Here is a 21118-nt window from a genome sequence, read left to right on the forward strand (position 1 = left end):
TATGAAAAACCGGTTCAAATACATAGGGGTGTTTTTTTTTGCAGGACTGGTCTTATTATCCTGCAAGGATGACGATAATGGCATAGGGCCCAAAACCGCTGAACAGCTGGCCACAGAAAGCCTGGCAGGGCCTGATGGAAGCCAGACCTGGACAGTCGCCAACGGAGGTACTGTCACCAAAGATGGCAGCAGTGAGACGGCCAACTATGCTAATTTTGAATTGCGGTTTATTGCCAATAATACAGGAAGATCCTATACCACCTCCGGCGGTGGAATGCTGTTTGATGCAAGCGGCAACTGGAATCTTGAGGGTGACAATTTTGATAAAATCATCCTGGCAGGAAACCAACCCGCCGCTAACAAAGAAATCTCCTTTACAAGAAACCAAGACAACCTTCGGTTGGAATTTACCATTTCTGCTCCTGAAAACAGTAGGGTGATGGCATTGGCAGGCTATTATATTTTTGACCTCAAATTAAAACAATAAACCCATGATAAAAAACTTAATCGCACTGACATTGTTTCTTTTCACCTGTACCCTGGGAATGGCCCAAAACAAGGAGACCGCTGCGGTAGAACTGGCAGTAAGTGAACTACGGGAGGCCCTGATCAGTGGAGAAGCAAGCCGGCTAAAAGCCATTACTTCTGAAAAACTATCCTACGGCCATTCCAATGGACTGATAGAAAACCAGGAGGAATTTGTGGAAGCACTGGTGTCCGGCACCTCTAATTTCACGGCGATTGAGTTAGAGGATCAAACTGTTGAAATCATTAAGGATCTGGCAATCGTCCGGCACAACCTCATCGGTAAAACCCACAATGCGGGTGCTTCCCCCGCCGATGTAAACCTCGGCGTGCTTACCGTATGGCAGAAAAAAGGCAAAAACTGGGTGCTGGTAGCCCGTCAGGCCTTCAAACGCTGACATTCCTTATCCCAATTCAGAAACTATTCCTTTAGCTGGATCAACGTGACTCCCGCTCCTCCCCTTTCCACATGTTCATCCTCAAAATGGGCAATCACCGGCATATGGCGGAGCAGGTTTCTCGTCAGGTCCCTGAGAATGCCATCCCCTTTACCATGGATCACTTTCAGATCTTTCATACCCAGCATATAGCCTTCATCAACAAAATTCTGTAACAGGGGCAGGACCTCTTCGCCTCTTTTTCCTCTGATATCCAGATTAGGCGAAAAATCCAACATCTTCGAAGTGGTATCATAGCTGCTTCTTTTAGACAGCGCTTTCTTTTCCTTTTTCAAGGAGGCATTGGAAATCTTCTCCAGACGATTTAGTTTTACATTGGATTTCAGCTCCCCGATCATGATCTCGACAGACTGACCCTTTATGCCAATGACTTCTGCCAATGCCCCGTTGTCTTTGACCCTTACCTGATCTCCCGGTTTGATTTCTCCTTTGACTACCCTGATTTCCTTCGGTTCTTCGGGCAAACTTTTATCCGGCAAAAGCTGTGATTTATGCAGATCAAGGTCTTTTCGAAGGGATCTGGTAATCTCTTTTTCAGCTTTGTGTTCTTTAATGGATTTGATGGTGCTTTCTATTTTCTTATTGGCTTCGTCGAGAAGCGCCTTGGCTTGTAATTTGGCTTCATTCAGGATCTTTTTCTGACTTTTTTCCATGGTTTCCTTAAGGGCATTATATTCCTTAAGTCTTGTTTCCAAAAGCTTTTCTTTTTTCTCAGTCTCTGACAATAGCTGCTCGTACTTGTTCTTTTCACTCTCCACCTTCAAGAGCAGTTTGTCGTATTTTACCCTCGTCTCGCCGACCTGGGCCTTAGCGTGGGTAATAATGTCCTTGGGTATGCCGATTTTGCCTGCTATCTCAAAGGCAAATGAACTCCCCGGCTTTCCTATTTCCAGTTCATACAACGGCTCAAGAAGATCCACATCGTACCGCATGGCACCGTTTACCAAGCCGTGGCTTTTCGAAGCCAACTGCTTCAGGTTACCATAATGGGTTGTGATGATCCCGTACGCCCCTGATTTGTTCAAAGCGATCAGGATGGCCTCGGCTATTGCCCCTCCAAACTGGGGTTCCGTGCCTGTCCCAAATTCATCAATGAAAAAAATTGTCTTTTTATTGGCAAACAGGGTAAAATGCTTCATGTTCAGCAAATGTGAACTGTAGGTACTCAAATCATTTTCAATGTTTTGTTCATCACCGATATCAATAAAAAACTGGTCAAAGACACAGCATTTGGAACCGGGGTCCATAGGCACCAACAAGCCACACTGAAACATATATTGGATCAAAGCCACCGTTTTCAGGGTAACGGATTTGCCTCCTGCATTGGGACCGGAAATCACCAACAACCGTCTGTTATGATCCAGGTGGATGTTTACCGGAACGATTTTCTTTTGCTGCTGCACCAAAGCCATCTCCAAAAGCGGGTGCCTTGCCTTCATCCACTCCATTGTCCGGGTTCTTTCAATAATCGGCAGGCAGCCTTCCGTTTTCAGCGCAAACCTGGCCTTGGCCCGGATAAAGTCTATCATCCCCAAAAAATGGAAAGCCTTTCGGAGATCGGGAATATACCCACGCAAAGTGTCCGTCAGTTTGGTGAGAATCTTTTGGACCTCCCTCCTTTCCATGTATTCCAAGTCCTTGATTTCGTTGTTGATGTCAAGCACTTCAGCGGGCTCCAGGTAAATGGTCTGGCCGGTGGCCGACTCGTCGTGGATAAATCCTTTTATTCTTCTTTTATACTCTGCCAAAACAGGAATGACCATCCTCCCTCCCCTGATCGTTATGGACGCATCTTCCGGTGTAAACCCCTGTGCTTTGGCTGCCCTGTATATGCTGTCCAATACCTTCCTCAGCCGGTTCCCCTCAAACACCAGTTGGGTGCGGATAAGATTTAGTTCCAGGGTGGCATTGTTTTTTATTTTTCCTTTTTCATCCAACACCTTCTCGATATCCCTTACCAGGCTAAGGTCCTCCGAAACCATCCCCAACAGTTGGAATAGTTGAGGGTATTCCTCATGGTGCTTGTTAAGGAAAAACACACAGCCAGCCAATGTTTTTAACCCGAGCCTGACTTCGTGAAACTCTTCCTCATATAAGTAGGTCCCCTCTATTTTGGCTTTCTCCAAATAGGGATAAATATTGATAAAATGAGTAGAAGGGAAAGATTCCCCGGAAATAAGGATCTGCCGGAACTCCTCGGTTTGTTCCAGCAGTTTGGTCAGGAGGCGCGTGTCCTTGGAAAATGTTACTTTGTCCACAAAATCAGCTCCCAGAGAGCTGCTACACTCCTCTTTGATCAAGGATTTTATCTTATCAAAGTTTATTTTTTCCTCTAAATTGTGGGGGTATAACCTCATTTATTGTTGGGCTCTTTTTTCTCTAACAGCAAGTGAATCGATCGTTCTTTCATAGAATGCTTCCATTTTTGCCGCATCCCTTAAATAGTACTTCAAACTTGCAATGTACGTGCTGTCGGTAATTTCATATTTTTCAAAAATCTCCTTTTCCAACACGGGATACAGTTTTTTGGAGGAGTCATAGGGAATGGACAAGGACTGCACAAAACCTTCGGCCATATGGATGTCCACCAGGATGGAGACCATTTCGTCTTCCGTAAGGATCCCCTCCGGGGGCCTGTTACGGCCACAGGACAGGGCCAAAAGAAGACAGGAAAATAGGATCAAGTATTTTTTCACAATTCAAAATTACCTATTTCGATGGAATTTTGACAATAAGTAAGGGGCAAGTCGTTTTATTATTCGACGGAGACTGCTAAATTTAAGCCTCTGTTCTGTTTTGAGAAAATGAACCAACTGATAAAAAAGCTTAGAAAGTACGAAATCATGCTCCGTAAAGTGGCCAACAACCACCTTCAGGGGGATTATCAGTCCATTTTTAAAGGTGCGGGCCTGGAATTTGACGATCTGAGACCTTATCAATACGGCGATGACATCCGGACCATCGAATGGAAAGTATCTGCGAAGGGACATGGTACTTTTGTGAAAACTTTCAAAGAAGACAAAGATCAGTCGGTGTATTTTCTTTTGGACATCAGCGCATCCCAGGATATCGGCAACAAAGAGCGCAAAAAAATCGATGTGGGGAAGGAGATCGCGGGGGTTTTGGCTTTGGCTGCCACCTATGAAGGGAGTCAGGTGGGGCTTATCAGTTATTCAAACGAAAAGGAAAAGATCATTCTTCCGGGAAAAGGGATCAGACAGGCGGTAAAAATCATAAAGGGCATATTTAACCATACCAATAAATCTCTTAAAACCGATCTGAAAGGGATGTTTACTTTCTGTCTGAACCTCATCAAAAAAAGGAGCATTGTAATTGTCATATCGGATTTTATTGATGAAGAGTATGAAAAACCTTTCAAGGCCTTGGCCGACAAACACGACTTGGTGGCGATTCAGATCACCGACCCTATTGAATCCGCACTTCCCTCATTGGGTATAGTCCCTATATATGACAAAGAAGAAGGGAAAATAACCTGGGTCAATACGGCTTTTGGAGGCTTTTCCCGAAAAATTTCCTCTACTTTTAACCTGGAAAGAAACAACTTAGCGAATTTATGCAAAAAAAATCAGATCAACTATCTACAGATCGATACCAGACAGGACATCGTTTTACCTTTAATGGAATTATTCAAAACCAGAAATAAAACCATGAAGCGTGGATAATATCAGGATTTTGTTGGTCATATTTTTAAGCACTTTACTTTATCTGAATGGTTTTCCACAGGAGATAGAAGTCCAAGGGTACTTTCGGCAGGATTCCGCCATGCTTGGCGAGCGCGTCACTTATGTATTGAAAGCAAAATATCCCAGTTCGCTGCCCGTACTTTTCCCGGATTCCACTTATAATTTTGGAACGATGGAATTTTTGGGAAAAGAGTCTTATCCTTCCTTTACGGAAGAAGGGATCACCCAAGACAGTGCCGTCTACTATTTGTCCAATTTCTCACTGGACCCTGTCAGGAAATTCAGGCTGCCCGTATATGAAATTTTACGGTATGACAGCATCAGCCACTACCCGGAAGAGGCAGAACTTATCCTGAAACTGACCATTGACGAAATACCCGATGTGCTGACTTTCCAGGAAACCAACAGTTATCAGAAAATAAATCAGCCCTTTAACTATCCATATTTGATTGTGGCGCTGGTTGCCTTCCTGATAGTGGCTTTAACGCTGGTATACTTCTTTGGAAAAACAATCACAAACAAATGGAAGGCCTATTGGGAAAGAAGACGCTGGAGAAGGTTTGTGGAAAGGTGGGATTTGGCCAAAAAAAACCTGGTGAAACAGCCTACCGTGGATGGGGCAGACGAACTACTTGGGTTGTGGAAGGGTTATCTTGAAAAACTCACTGGGAGACCATACAAAGAATGGACGGCCACGGAGATTTCAAAGCACTTGCATAACCAGGACATTTTGAATGACTTCAGAAAAATAGAATTAATTATTTATGCCAACAGGATAACCGAAGACGTCCATGTTGCCTGTGAAAACCTGTTGCAGGTGTCCAACAGCTTGTTAGAAGAAAAACTAAAAAATATCCATGACCATGAATGAAATCTCTTCCTATATTTCATGGAGTTGGTTTACGCCGGATACATTCCGGTCTTATGAATGGGAAAACCTCTGGATTCTCCATCTCCTGTGGCTTGTTCCCCTTATCCTTTTGATAAGGAAATTTATCAAAATATTAAAAAAGCCTGCCCTTGAACTTTCCATCCCCAGAATGGTTCCCAGAAAAAACCCCTGGACGTATCTAAGACTTATCCCTACGTTCTTTTTCTTATTGGCATTGTGGATGGTCGTTGTCGCCTTGGCCAGACCACAAAGGACCAATGAAAAAGTGGAACAATTCACGGAAGGCATAGACATCATGCTGGTTTTGGATATTTCCGAATCCATGGATTTACAGGACTTCACACCCAACAGATTGGAGGCCGCCAAAGAAACTGCCATTGATTTCATCAATGGGCGCCAAGGAGACCGGATAGGAATCATCATCTTTTCCGGTGAGGCATATTCCCTTGCGCCGCTTACAACGGATTATGAACTCCTGACCGATCTGATCCAGGACATCTCCTTTAACATGATGGACGCAAAAGGAACCGCTATTGGCAGCGCTGTGTCTACGGCTACCAACAGGATGAGAGAATCAGAATCCAAGTCCAAGGTCATGGTGCTCTTAAGCGACGGGGACAACAACGCAGGCAACGTGGATCCTGTTTTTGCCGCGCAACTAGCCGCTGCCATGGAAATAAAAATATATACCATCGCCGTGGGCAAAGATGGAATGGTTCCTTATGGGACCGACTTTTTTGGGAGACCTCAAATGATTGAAAGTTATCTGAACGAAACCACTTTAAGGGATATTGCCAGGATAGCCAATGGCGAATTTTTCCGGGCATCCGATGATTCTACCCTGGAAAATATCTTTGACCGGATTGATGAACTGGAAAAGGCAGAAATCATCGAATCCCGTTATAAAGAAACGCTGGATTATTATAGAGCCTACTTATTTTGGGGGGTTTTGTTTTTCTTTGCCTGGATGGGACTCAAAAGCACATTTATCAACAATTTTCTGTTGGACTGATTCCTTCCTATTTCATATTCAGGGGAAAACCCCCGCTCTTAAAAAAAGCAAAAGGAAAAATCAGTCCCTTTTTGCCTTTTGATCATTCAGACCAACCGTCTTTATAATGAAAAGACTATGTCATTTCCCAGCCCTCTCTTACCGGCTCTTTGATGTAAACATCTGCCTCAGGTAATCCTTTTGCTTTGAGGTTTTCCGCATCCCAGAATATCTTTCTTCCCCCCAATCTCAGGGAGAGTACCCCCAATAGGGTGATTTCTGTCAAATGGGCTCCGTATTCGAAATTTGCACTGGCCGCCGGCCCTCCTTTGATAGCATCTACCCAGTCCCGAAAATGGCCATTAGATCTGGGAATGGTGGCTTTGGGAGGGGTTATGGTCTTCGCCAACTGCTCAGGAAATACTTTTGGGGCGCGATTCCCTCCTTCATTGACAATAATGCCCTTTTCCCCGATAAACATCGTACCCCGGCGTGGCCACTGATAATCAGCAGGCAGGGCTTCATGGAGAGGTGGCCTAAGTCCCCCGGAGTACCAGGTAAGCTTTATGGGCTTACCGGTATTGTTTTCTTTGAAATGATAATATCCTATTTCACCGTAAGGCGTGATGGCCTCATCACTGAACCCGGCGGGAAAGACTTCTATGGCTTCGGGATGGCCTAATTCAAATGCCCAGGTGGCTGCGTCCATGTCGTGGCAACCAAAATCTCCCAAGGCCCCACAGCCAAAGTCCCAAAAATCCCTCCAGGTCACCGGAGTATACCATTCATGATAAGGCCTATAGACGCTCGGACCCAGCCATAAATCCCAGTCAAAACCTTTTGGTTTCTTGGTTCCTTTCTGCGGTTCACCGGTGATCTCCGGAATCCAACGGGTAGCCGGTACCCATGAATAGGTTTCCTTTACCTGTCCTATCACACCACCCCTTAGGAATTCCACTGTTTCCCGGATGCCGTCTGTACTGTGTCCGACATTGCCCATTTGTGTGGCTAAACCGGTTTCTTCTGTCAATTTCTTGATCATTCGGGCTTCCCAGATATTGTGGGTAAGGGGCTTTTCACAATACACATGCTTACCGGCCTTCATCGCCATATAGGTGATAAAAGCATGGGTATTATCAGGTGTGGAACAGCAAACGGCGTCCAAGCCGGTTTCCTTTTCAAGCATTTCCCTAAAATCCCGGTACTCCCGGACTTTATAATTTTCTGATTTTTGACCGTAATGCCCTTCTATCAGTTTTTTTACCGGGCCTCTGCCTGCCAAAGATCGATAATAAAATTCAGCCAAATCCCAGTATTCTCCCGGATCTGCGATCGCCGTAAGCTGCACATCGTCCAGCTTCATAAGGTCTTCCGCATTCTGACGGCCTTTCCCTCCTACACCTATCATGCCTATATTGACCTTATCACTGGGAGCTATGTAATCCTTGCCCCCCAACACAAACCGGGGGACGATGAAAAAACCGGCAGCAGATAATGATGAAGTTCTTATAAAATCCCTGCGCGAAACGTCGCTTTTGTTTTTATTTTCAAGCATCTTGAATGAATTATTGAGTTATTATCTTAAATCTTCAATATAAGTTTCCGGTAGATCAGATCCTGTAAATACGTTCTGCATTCAGGTAATATAGTTTTCTTTTTTCATCTATGGATAAGTTTTTACATAGTTTTAAGAATGTGCTGATCCATTTATGGTAGCTCCCCGCCCTTAATACGACCGGCCAATCTCCTCCATAAATTACCCGATTGGTCCCGAAAGAGGTCATCACATGATCGAAATAGGGTAAAAGGTCATCCACTCGATCGTTTCGAGGATCAGCCTTGGTGATCATGCCGCTTATTTTACAGGTAACGTTGTCCAGTTCTGAAAAAGCGCTCATGTACTTTGCCCATTCCGTGAATTGGCCGCCCTTAATGTCAGGATTGCCCACATGATCCAAAACGAACAACAGGTCTGGAAACTTTTTCACAAAATCCAACGCGTCCTTCATCAATGGAGCCGATATGTTCAGGTCATAACTCAGTTCCAAACCGGACAACATCTTTACGGCTTTGCAAAAACCACTGTCAGCCATCAATTCAGAGGATACACCTTTCCGTATCCCCCTCACTATTTTTCTCTCAGTTAATGTCTCGAGATCCTTTTGGCTTTCTTTTCCCTTCTCCAGAGGGAAGTAAGCCACCATCCCTTTGATCCGTTTATCCCTCTGCGCCTGCTCAGTTACCCAATCCACTTCCTGTAAATACTGCTCCGGCAAACGGGCGCATTCCACAAAAACCATTTTTGATACGGGGGTGCCTTTTATTGCACGATGGTAATCAGGAAGGAGAAAATTTCTTTCAAGTGGTGCACCCGCATCTTTAAGCCATGGATAATCCATTTTGGACAGATCCCATAAATGTAAATGGGTGTCTGTCACGGGAATCTCCTGATGGCTTTTAAAACGAGAAAGAGAAAGCACCCCCTGGGGCACCAAGCCTAGGCCCAATGCCGATAGGGCGCCGGTTTTTAAAAAGGTTCGTTTGTCCATGTTCTTTTTTTCCCCTTCTGTCTGGATTCTACAACCGCCTGTTTTCCAATTCAGGATAGGATCCTGTCTAGGTTGGGATCAGTGGTGTTTCCAGCTTACTGATAGAAGTCTCAATTTCATACTGACTCAGCTCATGTTGTTTGATTTTTCCGGCAAAATAATCATCATATGCCTTCATATCGAAATTACCATGTCCACAAAGGTTAAACAGGATTGTTTTTGAAACCCCCTCCTCCCGGCATTTTTTGGCTTCCTGGATGGCGGTGGCGATACCATGATTGGCTTCTGGCGCAGGAATGATTCCCTCGGACCGTGCAAACATTACCCCCGCTTCAAAAATCTCTATATTATCATGGGCCCTGGCTTCGATAAGCCTGTCTTTTAAAAGCTGGCTGACAATCACCCCCGCACCGTGATACCGCAACCCGCCCGCATGGATAGGGGCCGGAATGAAATCATGTCCCAACGTGTACATCGGCAACAACGGTGTCATTCCGGCTGTATCCCCGAAATCGTACCGGAACACGCCCCTGGTCAATTTGGGACAGGATGCCGGTTCACTGGCTATGCACCGGATATTTCTTCCCTGTTCCAGATTCAGCCGCAGAAATGGAAACGCGAGCCCGGCAAAGTTGGATCCCCCGCCAAAAGGCGCGATGACAATATCCGGCATATCGCTGCCTGCTTTTTCAAGTTGCTTTATGGCTTCCAATCCAATAATGGTTTGATGTAGCTTTACGTGGTTCAGCACGCTACCCAAGGCATATTTTGTATCCTCTCTGCTGACCGCCATTTCCACCGCTTCAGAAATGGCAATTCCTAAAGAACCCGGAGATTCAGGATCCATTTCCAGGATTTTTCTCCCGGCTGCTGTTCTCTCCGAAGGAGAAGGGTATACATCCGCCCCCCAGGTATTCATCATGATTTTCCGGTAAGGTTTATCATTAAAGGAAAGTCTCACCATATACACCTCACAGGCAATCCCAAAATGCTGACAGGCGAAGCTTAGGGCACTGCCCCATTGACCTGCCCCTGTCTCTGTTGTAATTCTTTTGATCCCCTCCTGTTTATTATAATATGCCTGTGGAATGGCGGTATTAGGTTTGTGGGAACCTGAGGGACTGCTTCCTTCATATTTGTAATAGATTTTTGCAGGTGTGTCCAGAACCTTTTCCAAACCATATGCCCTGTACAAAGGAGTGGGGCGCCATATAGTATACATATGCCTTACCTCATCAGGGATGCTTACCCATTTGTCTGTGGTCACCTCCTGTTTGATCAATGCCTCCGGAAACAGCGGGGCCAATGAGTCGGGACCTATTGGCTCGAGCGTGGCCGGATGAAGGGGAGGTAAGGGCTTGTTGGGCATGTCTGCGATGATGTTGTACCAACTTTCCGGAATTTCACTTTCTTCGAGGTTAATTTTTCTGATTTTCATTGAAAAAAAACGAGGGTTAATGTTTACTGATGCTGTTTGGTTAGTTTTCTTAAGTTGTTTTTCCCCATAGAACGGTTGAGTAAATAAGCTTCTATGCCAAGATTGTTAATGCCCACCAGAAGCACTTCCAGATAGGATAGCTTAATGGGCTGTAGCGACTTAACATCTCCTATGAAGTTCAATCCTGTTATTTTTTGCTCAACATATTTAAAATTCCCATTTCCGTCGCCTTCGTACAGCTGCCCAAAATTAGCGTCTATAACCCCCAATCTAAGCCGGGTCGTATTTTGGTTTCCGGCTAAAATAAAGTCAAGGTTCCCATCGTCGTTATGGTCGATTACCGCTATGGCATATATTGGCGCAAACTGGGCTTCCATAGGCAGTTCGTGAGGTATCAGCCTGTTCCCCCTGTTTTCAAGATATAAGGTGCGTAATTCATTCACCTCCAACGTTGTGGCCGATTCGATTTGCTCTTTGGTTAAAATATCCTCCAGTTTGGCATCAGCAAAGGCAGCGTAATCCGTAAACTTGCTGCGCATCCCGTACATTTGATCCAGAAGCTCATCTCTGCTCAAAAAAGGATAAGAAACTCCAAGAATGTATTGACATAATATAGGATCCACAGAACCATTGTTGTCAAAATCCGCAAACATCATCGTGATAGGTTCATCATCGCTTGCTTTGAATTGAGAATTCAAGCCAAAATTCCCTATGATGAAGTCCAAGTCACCATCATTGTCGAAGTCCCCCACCGCTATCCTGGACCACATACCGGACATGGGTCTGTCAAAATACTGATGCGTGGCATTTTCAAATCCTTTTCCTTCTTTATTAAGAAGAACCTGAATGGGCATAAATTCCCCCACTACCACCAAATCCTGCCAGCCATCTCCATTGATATCCAGCCATTGGGCATCGGTCACCATCCCTGAGCCCTCAATTTCCGCCAAATAGGCCGCTGTTACATCCTTAAATTTTCCTGTACCATCGTTTTGCAGCAGATAAGATGAAGGCTTGGAAGGGTATTCACCGGGCACCACCCTTCCCCCGATGAAGAGGTCTAAATGGCCATCTCCGTCAAAATCAGCAACCCGGACGCAGGAGCCGCTGGTTTTTATTTCCGGCAATGCATCATCGGCCTTTATGAAATTACCGCCTCCACGATTCATATACAGTCTGTCCTGTAGAGCATCATCCCCTTTTTCATAATCATGATAGCCACCACTCACGATATAAAGGTCTTGCCAACCATCACCATTGGCATCAAAAAAGAGGGCATCGGTGTCAGCGCTCAACTCATCTTGACTCAAATCCAGCCCCTGCGATTCCAGGAACTGTCCGGTGGACACTTGAAAATAAAGTTTGCCCGGCTTTCCCTGGGTACCGCCGACATACAGGTCCGGAAAACCGTTTTTGTTGACATCTCCTACCGCCATGGCAGGCCCCGAGGGGGAAAGCATATGGTACAATAAAGGCTGCCTTTTAAAGTCATTGTATCCCGGTTCCTCATGTTCATATCCAATAGGTGAAACAATCTGTGTGAACAGGGGCTCCGGTATTTCCTCGTTTTCACCAGGTGAAGGGAGGGCATCTTCTTCCTTAACCGTGATCCTGGTATTGGCTTGGATATGCTGAAGTACTTGCCGGTCACCCCCTGGCCATATTACCTTGAGGGAATCCACATGCGGCTTATTTCCCAAACCTATATGGATCCTGGGGCTGACAGATGACTGAAAACCGCGGGAAGGCTGTTGTTCAAAAAACTGCATGTCTCCGCCGGAATAGGCGTAGATCTTAGCACCCACCCCGAATGTATTCAAACCCCCGCCTTTCAATTCCACCTGCAGAAAATTAGCCGCTGCACCATCTGGTACAAGTTTATTTCTGTAAATTCCTGCATTTCCATTGAGATGGTTTACCACCAGATCGATACTTCCATCGTTGTCCAGGTCAGCAAAGGCAGCCCCATTGGAAAAACCCGGCTCCGAAAAACCCCATTCGGTGGTTTTATTTTCAAAGTTAATTCCTCCTTGATTCTTAAATATATAATTGTGAACAGGTGTGGACGTCATGCTGGTAACAAGGTGGAGCGTATCTGCGGTTTCCTTTGCCCGGGCCTTGCTGAAATAGTAATCGCCCTTATACTTCAGGAAATCCCTGTTGGTATAGTCGCGATAATAGCCATTGGTCACAAAAAGGTCTTTCCAGCCGTCATTGTCAAAATCTGCAAAAAATGCTGCCCAACTCCAATCGGTATTGGATACCCCTGCAAGCTGGCCGATTTCACTGAACAGTCCATTGCCCAGATTAAGATGAAGCATGTTTCTCATGTTCTGGTGATAAAACCCTTTCATCACCATCAGGGCATATTGTTCATAATTCTCAGGACCGTAGAGCAACTTCTGTCTGTTATTGTCTTCCGGAAGCATGTCCAAGGTATAAATATCAGGAAGGCCGTCGTTATTGATATCGCTGATATCCGATCCCATTGAAAAGTAGGAGATGTGCTGAAGATAGTCGGTGAGTTGTTCTGAAAATGTTCCATCACCGTTATTGATATACAAATAATCCGGCTCGATGTAATCATTCGAAATATAAATGTCGGGATAACCATCCCCATTGAGATCAGAAACCGCTACACCCAGTCCAAAGCCCATAGAATTGCCCTTAATCCCGGTTTTTTCACTCACATCGGTGAATTTACCCCCGTCATTGCGAAACAATTTATCTCCCGCATATTTATTCCTGTCCCTCCTCTTGGCATCAAATTCAATTTCGTTGATTACGTTGGTATTGTGGTTAAGCAAATACATGTCCAGATCACCATCCCGGTCATAGTCAAAAAACAACGCATGGATGCTGTTGGACGGGTCATCAAGCCCATAAGCTGCTGCTTCATCCTTAAATGTCCCATCTCCTTGGTTGATGAACAGCTGGTTTCTTCTTTGGTCCGGGTCTCCTTTTCCTGAGTAACACACATAAATGTCCAGGAAACCATCTCCGTTTATGTCCACCATGGTGACCCCGGTGGTCCAGGCATCCCTGCCTTCTACTCCGGCTTGCTTGGTAATATCTTTGAATTTAAAGTCGCCTTGGTTCAAATAAAGTCTGTTGGCAACCATGTTGCCGGTGAAATAAATATCATCCAGCCCATCGTTGTTGATATCACCGATTGCCACGCCTCCGCCATTGTAAAAATATTCATAGGTCAATATATTGGCAGATCTGCTTTCTTTAAGGTTATTCTGAAATTTTATTCCGGATTTTTTGGGAGATATCTGCTCAAAACCTTGGGCCAAAACCGACCGGTCCCCCACTGTCAAAATCAAAGCCCCTAATATGAGGCCACCGAAGATTCTATTTTTCATTAACATTTTTCTGAACTTACCTCCACCCTTCATTATTACCCTTATTTGATCTCTTATAGGTAAATCTACATTATTTAAATATATATAGCAACACGCTTTAACTACAATATCCCCTTATAAAAAGAGCCACATTCCTAATAAAGATCACCTAATTCGGTTCAATTTGCAATTTATATTTTTGTCTCCGTCTTATCAGGTCTTTATTGTTATATTTAAGACACAATCAAGCACTAAATCTCATTATCGTCCTTTCGCATCCTATTTCTGAACCTATGAAACCTCTTCCTCATTGGATTTTCCTCACGCTCCTGTCACTGCTGTTTTCCTGTACTAAAAAGAAACAAAGCCAATTGGTATGGGACGCGAATTTCCCCATTATCGGCTCCCAGTCTTCTCCCAGATCCGTGGATTTAAACCAGGACGGTATTTTGGATTTCGTGATAGGTGCCGGAAAAAACGAATTTGAATACAGTGAACAAGGCATCATCGCCATCGACGGAAGCAACGGGGAAATCATTTGGGCACATGAAGCGGAGGACCAGGTATACGGATCGGCCACTTTTTGTGATGTAAACGGAGACGGTATCAAGGATATTTTTATTGGGGGAAGATCACCGCATCTCCGCGCCCTGGACGGCAGAACAGGGGAATTGATTTGGAAGTATAACTATATTTATCAAGATCATCCTGTTTTGAGGCATGCCCGCTTCAACTTCAACAACAGTGTCCTGATTCCGGACCAGAATGGAGATGGTATAGAAGAGCTTCTGATAACCAATGGCGGCAATGCTGAAGCCGCTCCTTATGAGACCGAAGACCGGTTTCCCGGCGTATTGATGATGATTGACCCTACCAATGGCGATATCCTGGCTGCGGACACGATGCCGGACGGAAAGGAAACATACATGTCCCCTGTAGCTTTCTCCCAATCGGGGTCCGGAAAATTCCAGATTCTTTTCGGTACCGGTGGGGAGACCATCAGCGGCAATCTCTATCTCACCGATGTCGGCGAATTTGTTAACAAAGGGCTTTCCGCTGCCAAAGTCATTGTCCAGGAATCAGGACACGGATTTATCGCCCCTCCGGCTGTGGCAGACATCAACGGCGACGGTTTCTATGATATCATCACCATTTCCCATGCCAGCACCATCACTGCCATCAATGGCAAAACCCTACAAACCCTGTGGCAGCAATCTGTCCCGGATACGGAATGCAGCAACAGTTTCGCGGTAGGGTATTTTACGGATGACCGCATACCCGACGTGTTTACTTTTGTAAGTAAAGGTATATGGCCCGAAAATACCGGATCTATCCAAGTGATGATCAATGGAAAAAACGGTGAAATCGAATACATGGATTCAATCGGCTGTACAGGATTCTCCTCACCGGTAGTGTATGATTTGAACAGGGACGGAAGAGACGAGGTGATCATCAGCATCAACGAATTTGACTGTAACCGGTACATTGGTGACCAATCTTCGTTTGCTATAGAGAATAAACTGCTGGCCATAGATTTTAAAAAACGTCAAACGGCTATTATTGACAGCACCAAAGGATTTAAAAACATCTTCAGCACACCATGGATAGGAGACATAGATCAAGATGGTTATTTGGACATCATCCATTGTCAATATTACAGCCATTCGGATGTGCTTTCTTTTTTGGGAATGCGGATCAAAAGGATTGATACGCCGGTTAAAATAAAAAAGCCTCCGGTTTGGGGTGCCTATATGGGATCAAATGGAGATGGTATCTTTCCTAAATAAAAAAGGGGATTTGAGCATCCCCTTTTTATTTTAGTTATTCCTCATGACAATTAATTGCCTCCATCCCACCATACACGGGTCATGAATACATCGGGAAGTGTGGCCCCTGACTGGAAATTTTCATTGGTCGCTACTTCGGCCGCTGGATAACGCAACTTCCTCATGATCTGCCCTTGGGTTACATTTGCGGGGTGATTGGTAGGCGTAAGTGCCGGATAACCTGTTCTTCTCCAATCAGACCAAGCGTCCCACCAGTTGAAAAACTTGCTGACCCACAATTGCTCCCCGATCATTTCAAGCGCAGGTTTTTCTACACCATAAACGTGCCTGCTGAGATAAGCGGTAACCTGGGCATCCGAAACGGTCAAAGACTGGTCAAACGGTGTATACATCTGCATGGCTCCCTTTACCCCGGCTTCATAATGCTGGCGGGCAGTACCTGAGATGCCGGAGCCAATCCCTCTTTCAAGCGCCTCTGCTTGCAGGAATGCTGACTCCGCAAAATTCATCAACATATAGGGAGAGTCTCTCTGAAGCATCAGATAGTTGATTCTCGAATACGTGGATGTCTGATCCACCGGTCCTCCCTCTAACTGCTCCAATCCGGCAGCGTCGTATCCGTTAGGCATACCTTTTTGCTGCAGGGGATTGGTGTTCAAGGGGGTCCATGCGACTGCGGACCAGTTGGCAATACCGCCGCTGATGATCATTAGCCGGGGGTCTACCTCATCGGCGTTTGTAGCACCTGCCTTGAGCCAATCCACCAGGGTCTTGCTGAGATAGCTGGGTTGCCCTCCATCGCCTGGATAAAAAGCCCGGGAAATGCCATTTTGGTTGATCCAAAGACTGGGGCCTTCGGACATGGGTACCCATGCGTTGTCATCATTGCTCTGCATCACACCTCCAGCAACTGCCTTGGTCACATATTCATTGGCCAACTGAGGTGCCACATTTGAAACACGCATGGCGAGCCTCAGCATTAAAGAATACCCGAATCTTCTCCACTTGGTGATATCACCATTATACATAATATCCGCTCTAGCAAATCCTGAATGATCAGGTGCGTTGGGGTTAAAACCGGCGGTGGCCTCTTCCAATTCCTTCAATAAATGGGGATAGATTTCGGACTGCTTGTCGTATTTTGGAAAGAACACCCCGTCCATACCCTGGAGCGCGTCAAAGTAAGGAATGTTTCCATAGAAATCGGTCAACCTGTGGAAATTCAACACCCTCATGATACGGGCAGCATTCCTGGTGTTGACTTTATTGCCTTCGTCATATCCTCCGGGACCGGTTTGACGCAAAACCTCGGAAAGATTTTTCAGAGCATCCCCATAGAAGAACTCAAAAGGTGCATTGTTGGATTCAAAGTTTTCGGTATACTTGTCACCGGGGGCTATGCCGCCTCCTGCATTGGCAAGATGTTGTATCAAATAAGCAGTCATGCCAATATTGGTCCTCCAATCAATATACCGGTTATCTCCGGCAGAACCGCCCGAGGCAGAACCTAACTGGGCCGCCGTAAACATAAAATTCAGATCGATTTCATTGACAGCCTGAGGGTTGATGTTCAGGTTATGCAACTCTTCCGTATCGCAGCCGATCATTGGGATAGTAAGGACCAGCGCGAATAATATGGCTTTATTGATAAGTTTCATAATATAATTTCCTTTTATGGTTAGAACGTTGCCCTTAGGTTGAACCCATATGTTCTGGTCTGAGGCATACCAAAGTAATCCAATCCCTGACCGTTTCCGGATGAATAAGCCGACTCTGGATCAATGTTATCCACATTTTTCCACAGGATGGATAAGTTCCTTCCGACAAAGGACAGGTTTAAATTGGTAAAAGGCGTTTTGTCCAGAATAGTTCTTGGGAAATTGTAACCAAAGGTAATTTGTCTCAACTTGGCAAAGGATCCGTCATATACGAAGTAATCCTGGACCCTGTTACCCATCTGGTTCCAATAGTTATTGGCTTCTCCCGGAGTCAAAGTCTTTTCAAAACTTTCATAAATTGGATTGCCTTGGGAATCAGTTCCAGCCTGCACCACGCCGCTTACAGTCAAAGGAGCTTCTCCTGCTCTTCCCTGAAGCGTCTGCTTATGGAGCCCCCACTGAGTCAGCCTCACGTTAGTTCCCGAGTAAATATCTCCACCGACCCTAAAGTCAATCAGCGCGGACAAATTGAAGTTCTTGAAAGTAATGCTGTTATTAAGACCTCCAGTAAAGTCCGGGATGCCGTTCCCGATGATTTCCATCTGGTCAGATTGTACCGGCGCACCGTTGGGTTCGAATACAGGCTGGCCATCAGGTGAACGTTTTTGTACCCATCCTGCCAATACACCAAACGGATGTCCGGTCCTGTGCTGAACGAATACTGTTCTTGTCCTGGGCTCTTCCACGTTCAGAATGTCATTCCCCTCAATCAATGAGATCACTTTGTTCCTGTTTCGGGCGAGGTTCAGAGAGATATCCCAGCTGAAAGTCTGGTTTCTAACAGGAGTACCGGTCAAAAGGACCTCAATCCCTTTGTTTTGCATTTCACCCAAATTGACCAGAGTAGAGCCAAAACCGGAAGATCTGGAAACCTGTGCGTTCAATTGGTCATCGGTACTTTTCTGCTGATAATAGGTGAAGTCTACGCCCAACCTGTTCTGCAAAAACCTCACATCCAAACCTATCTCCATTTCAGTGGAAGTAAGCGGCCTTAACATCCTGTTGGGAATAGTCCCGGCGTTACCCTGAGCCGTGGCAAAAGAAGCCATAGGAACCTGGTTGCCAGCGGAATTGAAAGCAGGGGCACCTATCAACGAATAGACGTTGGCTATCTGATATGGCCCTACTGTGGCACTACCTACCTGAGCCCAGGAACCGCGTATCTTACCAAAACTCAACCAGAAAGGCAGTTCTCTCATGGCATCGGTAAACACGAAGCTACTCCCTATGGAAGGATAGGTGATGTTGTTGGTAGCCGGATCCAAAACAGAGAACCAGTCCGTTCTTGTCGTAGCGGTCAGAAAGAGGAAGTTTTTGTAGCTGACTTCAGCAGAACCAAAAACAGAGTTGATCCCCCATTCGGAAAACCCGTAGCCGAAATTCCGGGTTACGGTATTGTTAATGGCATGGAAGAAAGGCACATTAAACCCTTGCCCATTGGCGGATATGGTTTCATCTTTTCTTCTCATCCGGTTGGCACCGATAAAGGCATTGATTCCAAAATCCCCAAACTCCTGATTATATCCCAGCATGGCTTCCAGGTTGATCTCACTCACTCTTCTTTCACCTTCCTGCATATTTCCATTTCGGTCATATCCCGTACCTTGAGGGGTCAGGTTACTGAATCTTCTCGTATACCAGTCCATACCTGACCTGCCGGAGATATACAAATGGTCGGTAATATCAAATCTCAAACTTCCGGAAGTGATGATCCTGTCCCTGATATCATTGATGGACAGCTGATGGGTGGCAAAATAAGGGTTCTGGCCCCAAGGGTTGTTCACCATAAGGTATTCTTCTCTTTCAGCAAAACCCCATGTGTCCAACAGAGATTGAGCTGTTCCTTCGGGTATCGTGCCAAGTCTGTTGGGGTCGCCTTTGCCCCATTCCACATTCACGTTTGGTGGAAGTGCAAAAATGGATTGAAAAGCATTACCCGGTGAATCGGAGAGTCTTGGCCTGTTTTGGGTGTTTTCGTTGGAATACATCACTTTGGCATCAAAGGTCAATCTGCTTCCAAATTTGCCATTGGTAGCCAGCGATGCGTTCATCCTGTCAAAACCTGCGTTTGGTACCACGGAAGTGCTCCTCAGGTCGGTTACATTGAACCTGAACGTTTGGTTTTCTCCCCCACCTGCCAACGAAAGGCTATTCGTAAACGCCACGCCTGTTTCATAGAACCTGTTCCAGTTGTCACCTGCATCCACGTAAGGTCGTTCCACACCATCAAAATGCATAGCGGTACCTGATCCCAAACGCTCACCCCATGCCTGGGTACCCCAATCGTAGCCTTGGCGAACCGTGGTAGGCCTTACAGCGGCTCCTGTCGCCTGGTCACCTTGAAATCTACCGGAGCCAAACGTGCGCTGAAGATCTGTCTGATTGTTGATTCTTTCAAATACAGTATTGGAATTGAATTCCACGCCGATACCTTTTTTGGTAGTTCCTCTTTTTGTAGTGATCAGAATCACACCATTGGAAGCCCTGGCACCGTACAAGGCTGCCGCACTGGCACCTTTTAATACAGACATGGATTCAATATCGTCAGGGTTGATACTGGTCATACCGTCCCCTTGGTCGGCTCCACCCCATACACCGGCCTGTCCAAAATTGGTGTTGTCCATGGGAATACCATCCACCACATAAAGCGGCTGGTTGTTGCCCTGAAGGGAGGTATTTCCCCTGATAATCACTCTGGAGGACCCGGCAGGGCCGGATGCTACATTGGTCACGTTCACACCTGCTACTCTACCTGCCAACTGGTTGGCAATGTTGTTTTCTCTGGCTTCCGTAAAATTCTCGCCGCCCACTTTGGTGACGGAATATTGAAGCGCCCTAACATTCCTTTCTATACCCAGGGCCGTAACCACCACTTCAGAAAGCTCAGCGGCATCTTCCTGCATCGATACATTGATGGAAGTCCGGTTGCCTACCGCCTGCTCGATGGTTTGGAAACCCAGGTAAGAAAATACCAGGACGGTCTCCGGACCAGGCACATTTAGACTGTAATTCCCGCCCACGTCCGTGGCCGTACCCGTAGAGGTTCCCTTGATCAGAACCGACACCCCGGGAAGAGGCTGGCCATCTGAATTATCAGTGACCCTACCGGTTACAGTCTGTCCCATGACCATATTGCCCATAGAAGTCAACACGGCGAGACACACAATAAGTAATAGGTTTTTCATAAATAGATCATTTTGGTTTGAATTGAGTTAACTATATAAATACTGACATCCAGTAAATATTCTTATCCAATTAGTTTTTTATAAACGGAAACCTTTTAAACAACATTTTCCACAACCATGAAAACTACCGTTCGTTCATTATTAGCCACAAACCTACTAACATACAATTAGGTACTGCAATAAGGGTGATAGTTAGAATATGCCACTATTTTATGAGGAAATGTAGAATATTATTAAGTAAAAAAAAAGTGTTTGAATCGATTTTTTCAGCCGACGTTTTTCTCTATTTTTTATATAAAAGGAAAATAGATAGTTGAACCACGCCTTGATCATATGAATTGAGTCATATAAAAAACAATCATAGTCCTAAAGCATTAAAGTGTAAATTACTTGACCTACTATTATTTATTTTAAAAAAATTAAAGGTTATATCTTATAAACAACAATTACTCAACAAAAAATGATTTTCACAATTTGATTCATAAAAATACGTACTACTGATTAGACAGGCACAAAGGTTTAAA

General features: G+C 45.3%; 14 protein-coding genes. 6 read left to right on the forward strand and 8 right to left on the reverse strand.

The features are described from left to right. The first annotated feature begins 1 nt into the window (after position 1). Positions 2-487 (forward strand): hypothetical protein, encoded by a 486-nt coding sequence (locus tag ACFPFU_RS18690; RefSeq protein WP_377066896.1) that lies wholly within the window; start codon positions 2-4, stop codon positions 485-487. A gap of 4 nt (positions 488-491) precedes the next feature. Further along, positions 492-923, forward strand: a complete 432-nt coding sequence (locus ACFPFU_RS18695) for a nuclear transport factor 2 family protein (RefSeq protein ID WP_377066898.1) — start codon at positions 492-494, stop codon at positions 921-923. Positions 924-946: 23 nt separating this feature from the next. Here the strand turns inward: ACFPFU_RS18695 and ACFPFU_RS18700 are convergent, their stop codons facing one another. Further along, positions 947-3340: an endonuclease MutS2 gene (locus ACFPFU_RS18700; RefSeq protein WP_377066900.1), complete on the reverse strand. Its 2394-nt coding sequence runs from the start codon at positions 3338-3340 to the stop codon at positions 947-949. Next, positions 3341-3679, reverse strand: a complete 339-nt coding sequence (locus ACFPFU_RS18705) for a DUF4296 domain-containing protein (RefSeq protein WP_377066902.1) — start codon at positions 3677-3679, stop codon at positions 3341-3343. 108 nt (positions 3680-3787) lie between these two features. On the opposite strand from ACFPFU_RS18705, the gene ACFPFU_RS18710 reads away from it, so the two are divergent. Genes ACFPFU_RS18710 through ACFPFU_RS18720 form a run of 3 tightly spaced genes read left to right on the forward strand, consistent with a single transcriptional unit; the run spans position 3788 to position 6591 of the window. Beyond that, complete coding sequence (locus ACFPFU_RS18710) at positions 3788-4666, forward strand: DUF58 domain-containing protein (RefSeq protein ID WP_377066904.1); 879 nt, start codon at positions 3788-3790, stop codon at positions 4664-4666. Next, positions 4659-5558: a hypothetical protein gene (locus ACFPFU_RS18715; RefSeq protein WP_377066906.1), complete on the forward strand. Its 900-nt coding sequence runs from the start codon at positions 4659-4661 to the stop codon at positions 5556-5558. Before ACFPFU_RS18710 ends, ACFPFU_RS18715 begins: the two co-directional genes overlap by 8 nt. Continuing rightward, positions 5551-6591: a vWA domain-containing protein gene (locus tag ACFPFU_RS18720; protein ID WP_377066908.1), complete on the forward strand. Its 1041-nt coding sequence runs from the start codon at positions 5551-5553 to the stop codon at positions 6589-6591. Before ACFPFU_RS18715 ends, ACFPFU_RS18720 begins: the two co-directional genes overlap by 8 nt. Before the next feature lie 115 nt (positions 6592-6706). On the opposite strand, the gene ACFPFU_RS18725 is transcribed toward ACFPFU_RS18720, so the two are convergent. The 4 genes from ACFPFU_RS18725 to ACFPFU_RS18740 form a co-directional block, all read right to left on the reverse strand. After that, entirely contained in the window at positions 6707-8125 is a 1419-nt protein-coding gene (locus ACFPFU_RS18725; RefSeq protein ID WP_377066910.1) for a Gfo/Idh/MocA family protein, read from the reverse strand. Between the two features lie 55 nt (positions 8126-8180). Next, positions 8181-9119, reverse strand: coding sequence for an amidohydrolase family protein (locus tag ACFPFU_RS18730; protein ID WP_377066912.1), 939 nt, complete (start codon positions 9117-9119; stop codon positions 8181-8183). Between the two features lie 67 nt (positions 9120-9186). Beyond that, a complete protein-coding gene (locus ACFPFU_RS18735) occupies positions 9187-10557 on the reverse strand; it encodes a TrpB-like pyridoxal phosphate-dependent enzyme (protein ID WP_377066914.1) in 1371 nt (456 codons plus the stop codon). Positions 10558-10580: 23 nt separating this feature from the next. Continuing rightward, positions 10581-13925 carry a VCBS repeat-containing protein gene (locus ACFPFU_RS18740; protein ID WP_377066916.1) on the reverse strand — a complete coding sequence of 1115 codons (3345 nt, stop codon included), beginning with the start codon at positions 13923-13925 and terminating at the stop codon, positions 10581-10583. Between the two features lie 272 nt (positions 13926-14197). On the opposite strand from ACFPFU_RS18740, the gene ACFPFU_RS18745 reads away from it, so the two are divergent. Next, positions 14198-15691 carry a hypothetical protein gene (locus tag ACFPFU_RS18745; protein WP_377066918.1) on the forward strand — a complete coding sequence of 498 codons (1494 nt, stop codon included), beginning with the start codon at positions 14198-14200 and terminating at the stop codon, positions 15689-15691. Between the two features lie 50 nt (positions 15692-15741). On the opposite strand, the gene ACFPFU_RS18750 is transcribed toward ACFPFU_RS18745, so the two are convergent. Further along, positions 15742-17349, reverse strand: coding sequence for a SusD/RagB family nutrient-binding outer membrane lipoprotein (locus tag ACFPFU_RS18750; RefSeq protein WP_377066921.1), 1608 nt, complete (start codon positions 17347-17349; stop codon positions 15742-15744). Positions 17350-17369: 20 nt separating this feature from the next. Continuing rightward, positions 17370-20594: a SusC/RagA family TonB-linked outer membrane protein gene (locus tag ACFPFU_RS18755; protein WP_377066923.1), complete on the reverse strand. Its 3225-nt coding sequence runs from the start codon at positions 20592-20594 to the stop codon at positions 17370-17372. Positions 20595-21118: the final 524 nt, after the last annotated feature.

The sequence above is a fragment of the Negadavirga shengliensis genome, assembly GCF_042652345.1.
Lineage (GTDB): Bacteria > Bacteroidota > Bacteroidia > Cytophagales > Cyclobacteriaceae > Negadavirga > Negadavirga shengliensis.

Bases quoted from the DNA above. Each gene is read 5' to 3' on its own strand.
- ACFPFU_RS18690 (WP_377066896.1), top strand. From the start codon at position 2: ATGAAAAACCGGTTCAAATACATAGGGGTGTTTTTTTTTGCAGGACTG.
- ACFPFU_RS18695 (WP_377066898.1), top strand. From the start codon at position 492: ATGATAAAAAACTTAATCGCACTGACATTGTTTCTTTTCACCTGTACC.
- ACFPFU_RS18700 (WP_377066900.1), bottom strand. From the start codon at position 3,340: ATGAGGTTATACCCCCACAATTTAGAGGAAAAAATAAACTTTGATAAG.
- ACFPFU_RS18710 (WP_377066904.1), top strand. From the start codon at position 3,788: ATGAACCAACTGATAAAAAAGCTTAGAAAGTACGAAATCATGCTCCGT.
- ACFPFU_RS18720 (WP_377066908.1), top strand. From the start codon at position 5,551: ATGAATGAAATCTCTTCCTATATTTCATGGAGTTGGTTTACGCCGGAT.
- ACFPFU_RS18725 (WP_377066910.1), bottom strand. From the start codon at position 8,125: ATGCTTGAAAATAAAAACAAAAGCGACGTTTCGCGCAGGGATTTTATA.
- ACFPFU_RS18730 (WP_377066912.1), bottom strand. From the start codon at position 9,119: ATGGACAAACGAACCTTTTTAAAAACCGGCGCCCTATCGGCATTGGGC.
- ACFPFU_RS18735 (WP_377066914.1), bottom strand. From the start codon at position 10,557: ATGAAAATCAGAAAAATTAACCTCGAAGAAAGTGAAATTCCGGAAAGT.
- ACFPFU_RS18740 (WP_377066916.1), bottom strand. From the start codon at position 13,925: ATGAAAAATAGAATCTTCGGTGGCCTCATATTAGGGGCTTTGATTTTG.
- ACFPFU_RS18745 (WP_377066918.1), top strand. From the start codon at position 14,198: ATGAAACCTCTTCCTCATTGGATTTTCCTCACGCTCCTGTCACTGCTG.
- ACFPFU_RS18750 (WP_377066921.1), bottom strand. From the start codon at position 17,349: ATGAAACTTATCAATAAAGCCATATTATTCGCGCTGGTCCTTACTATC.
- ACFPFU_RS18755 (WP_377066923.1), bottom strand. From the start codon at position 20,594: ATGAAAAACCTATTACTTATTGTGTGTCTCGCCGTGTTGACTTCTATG.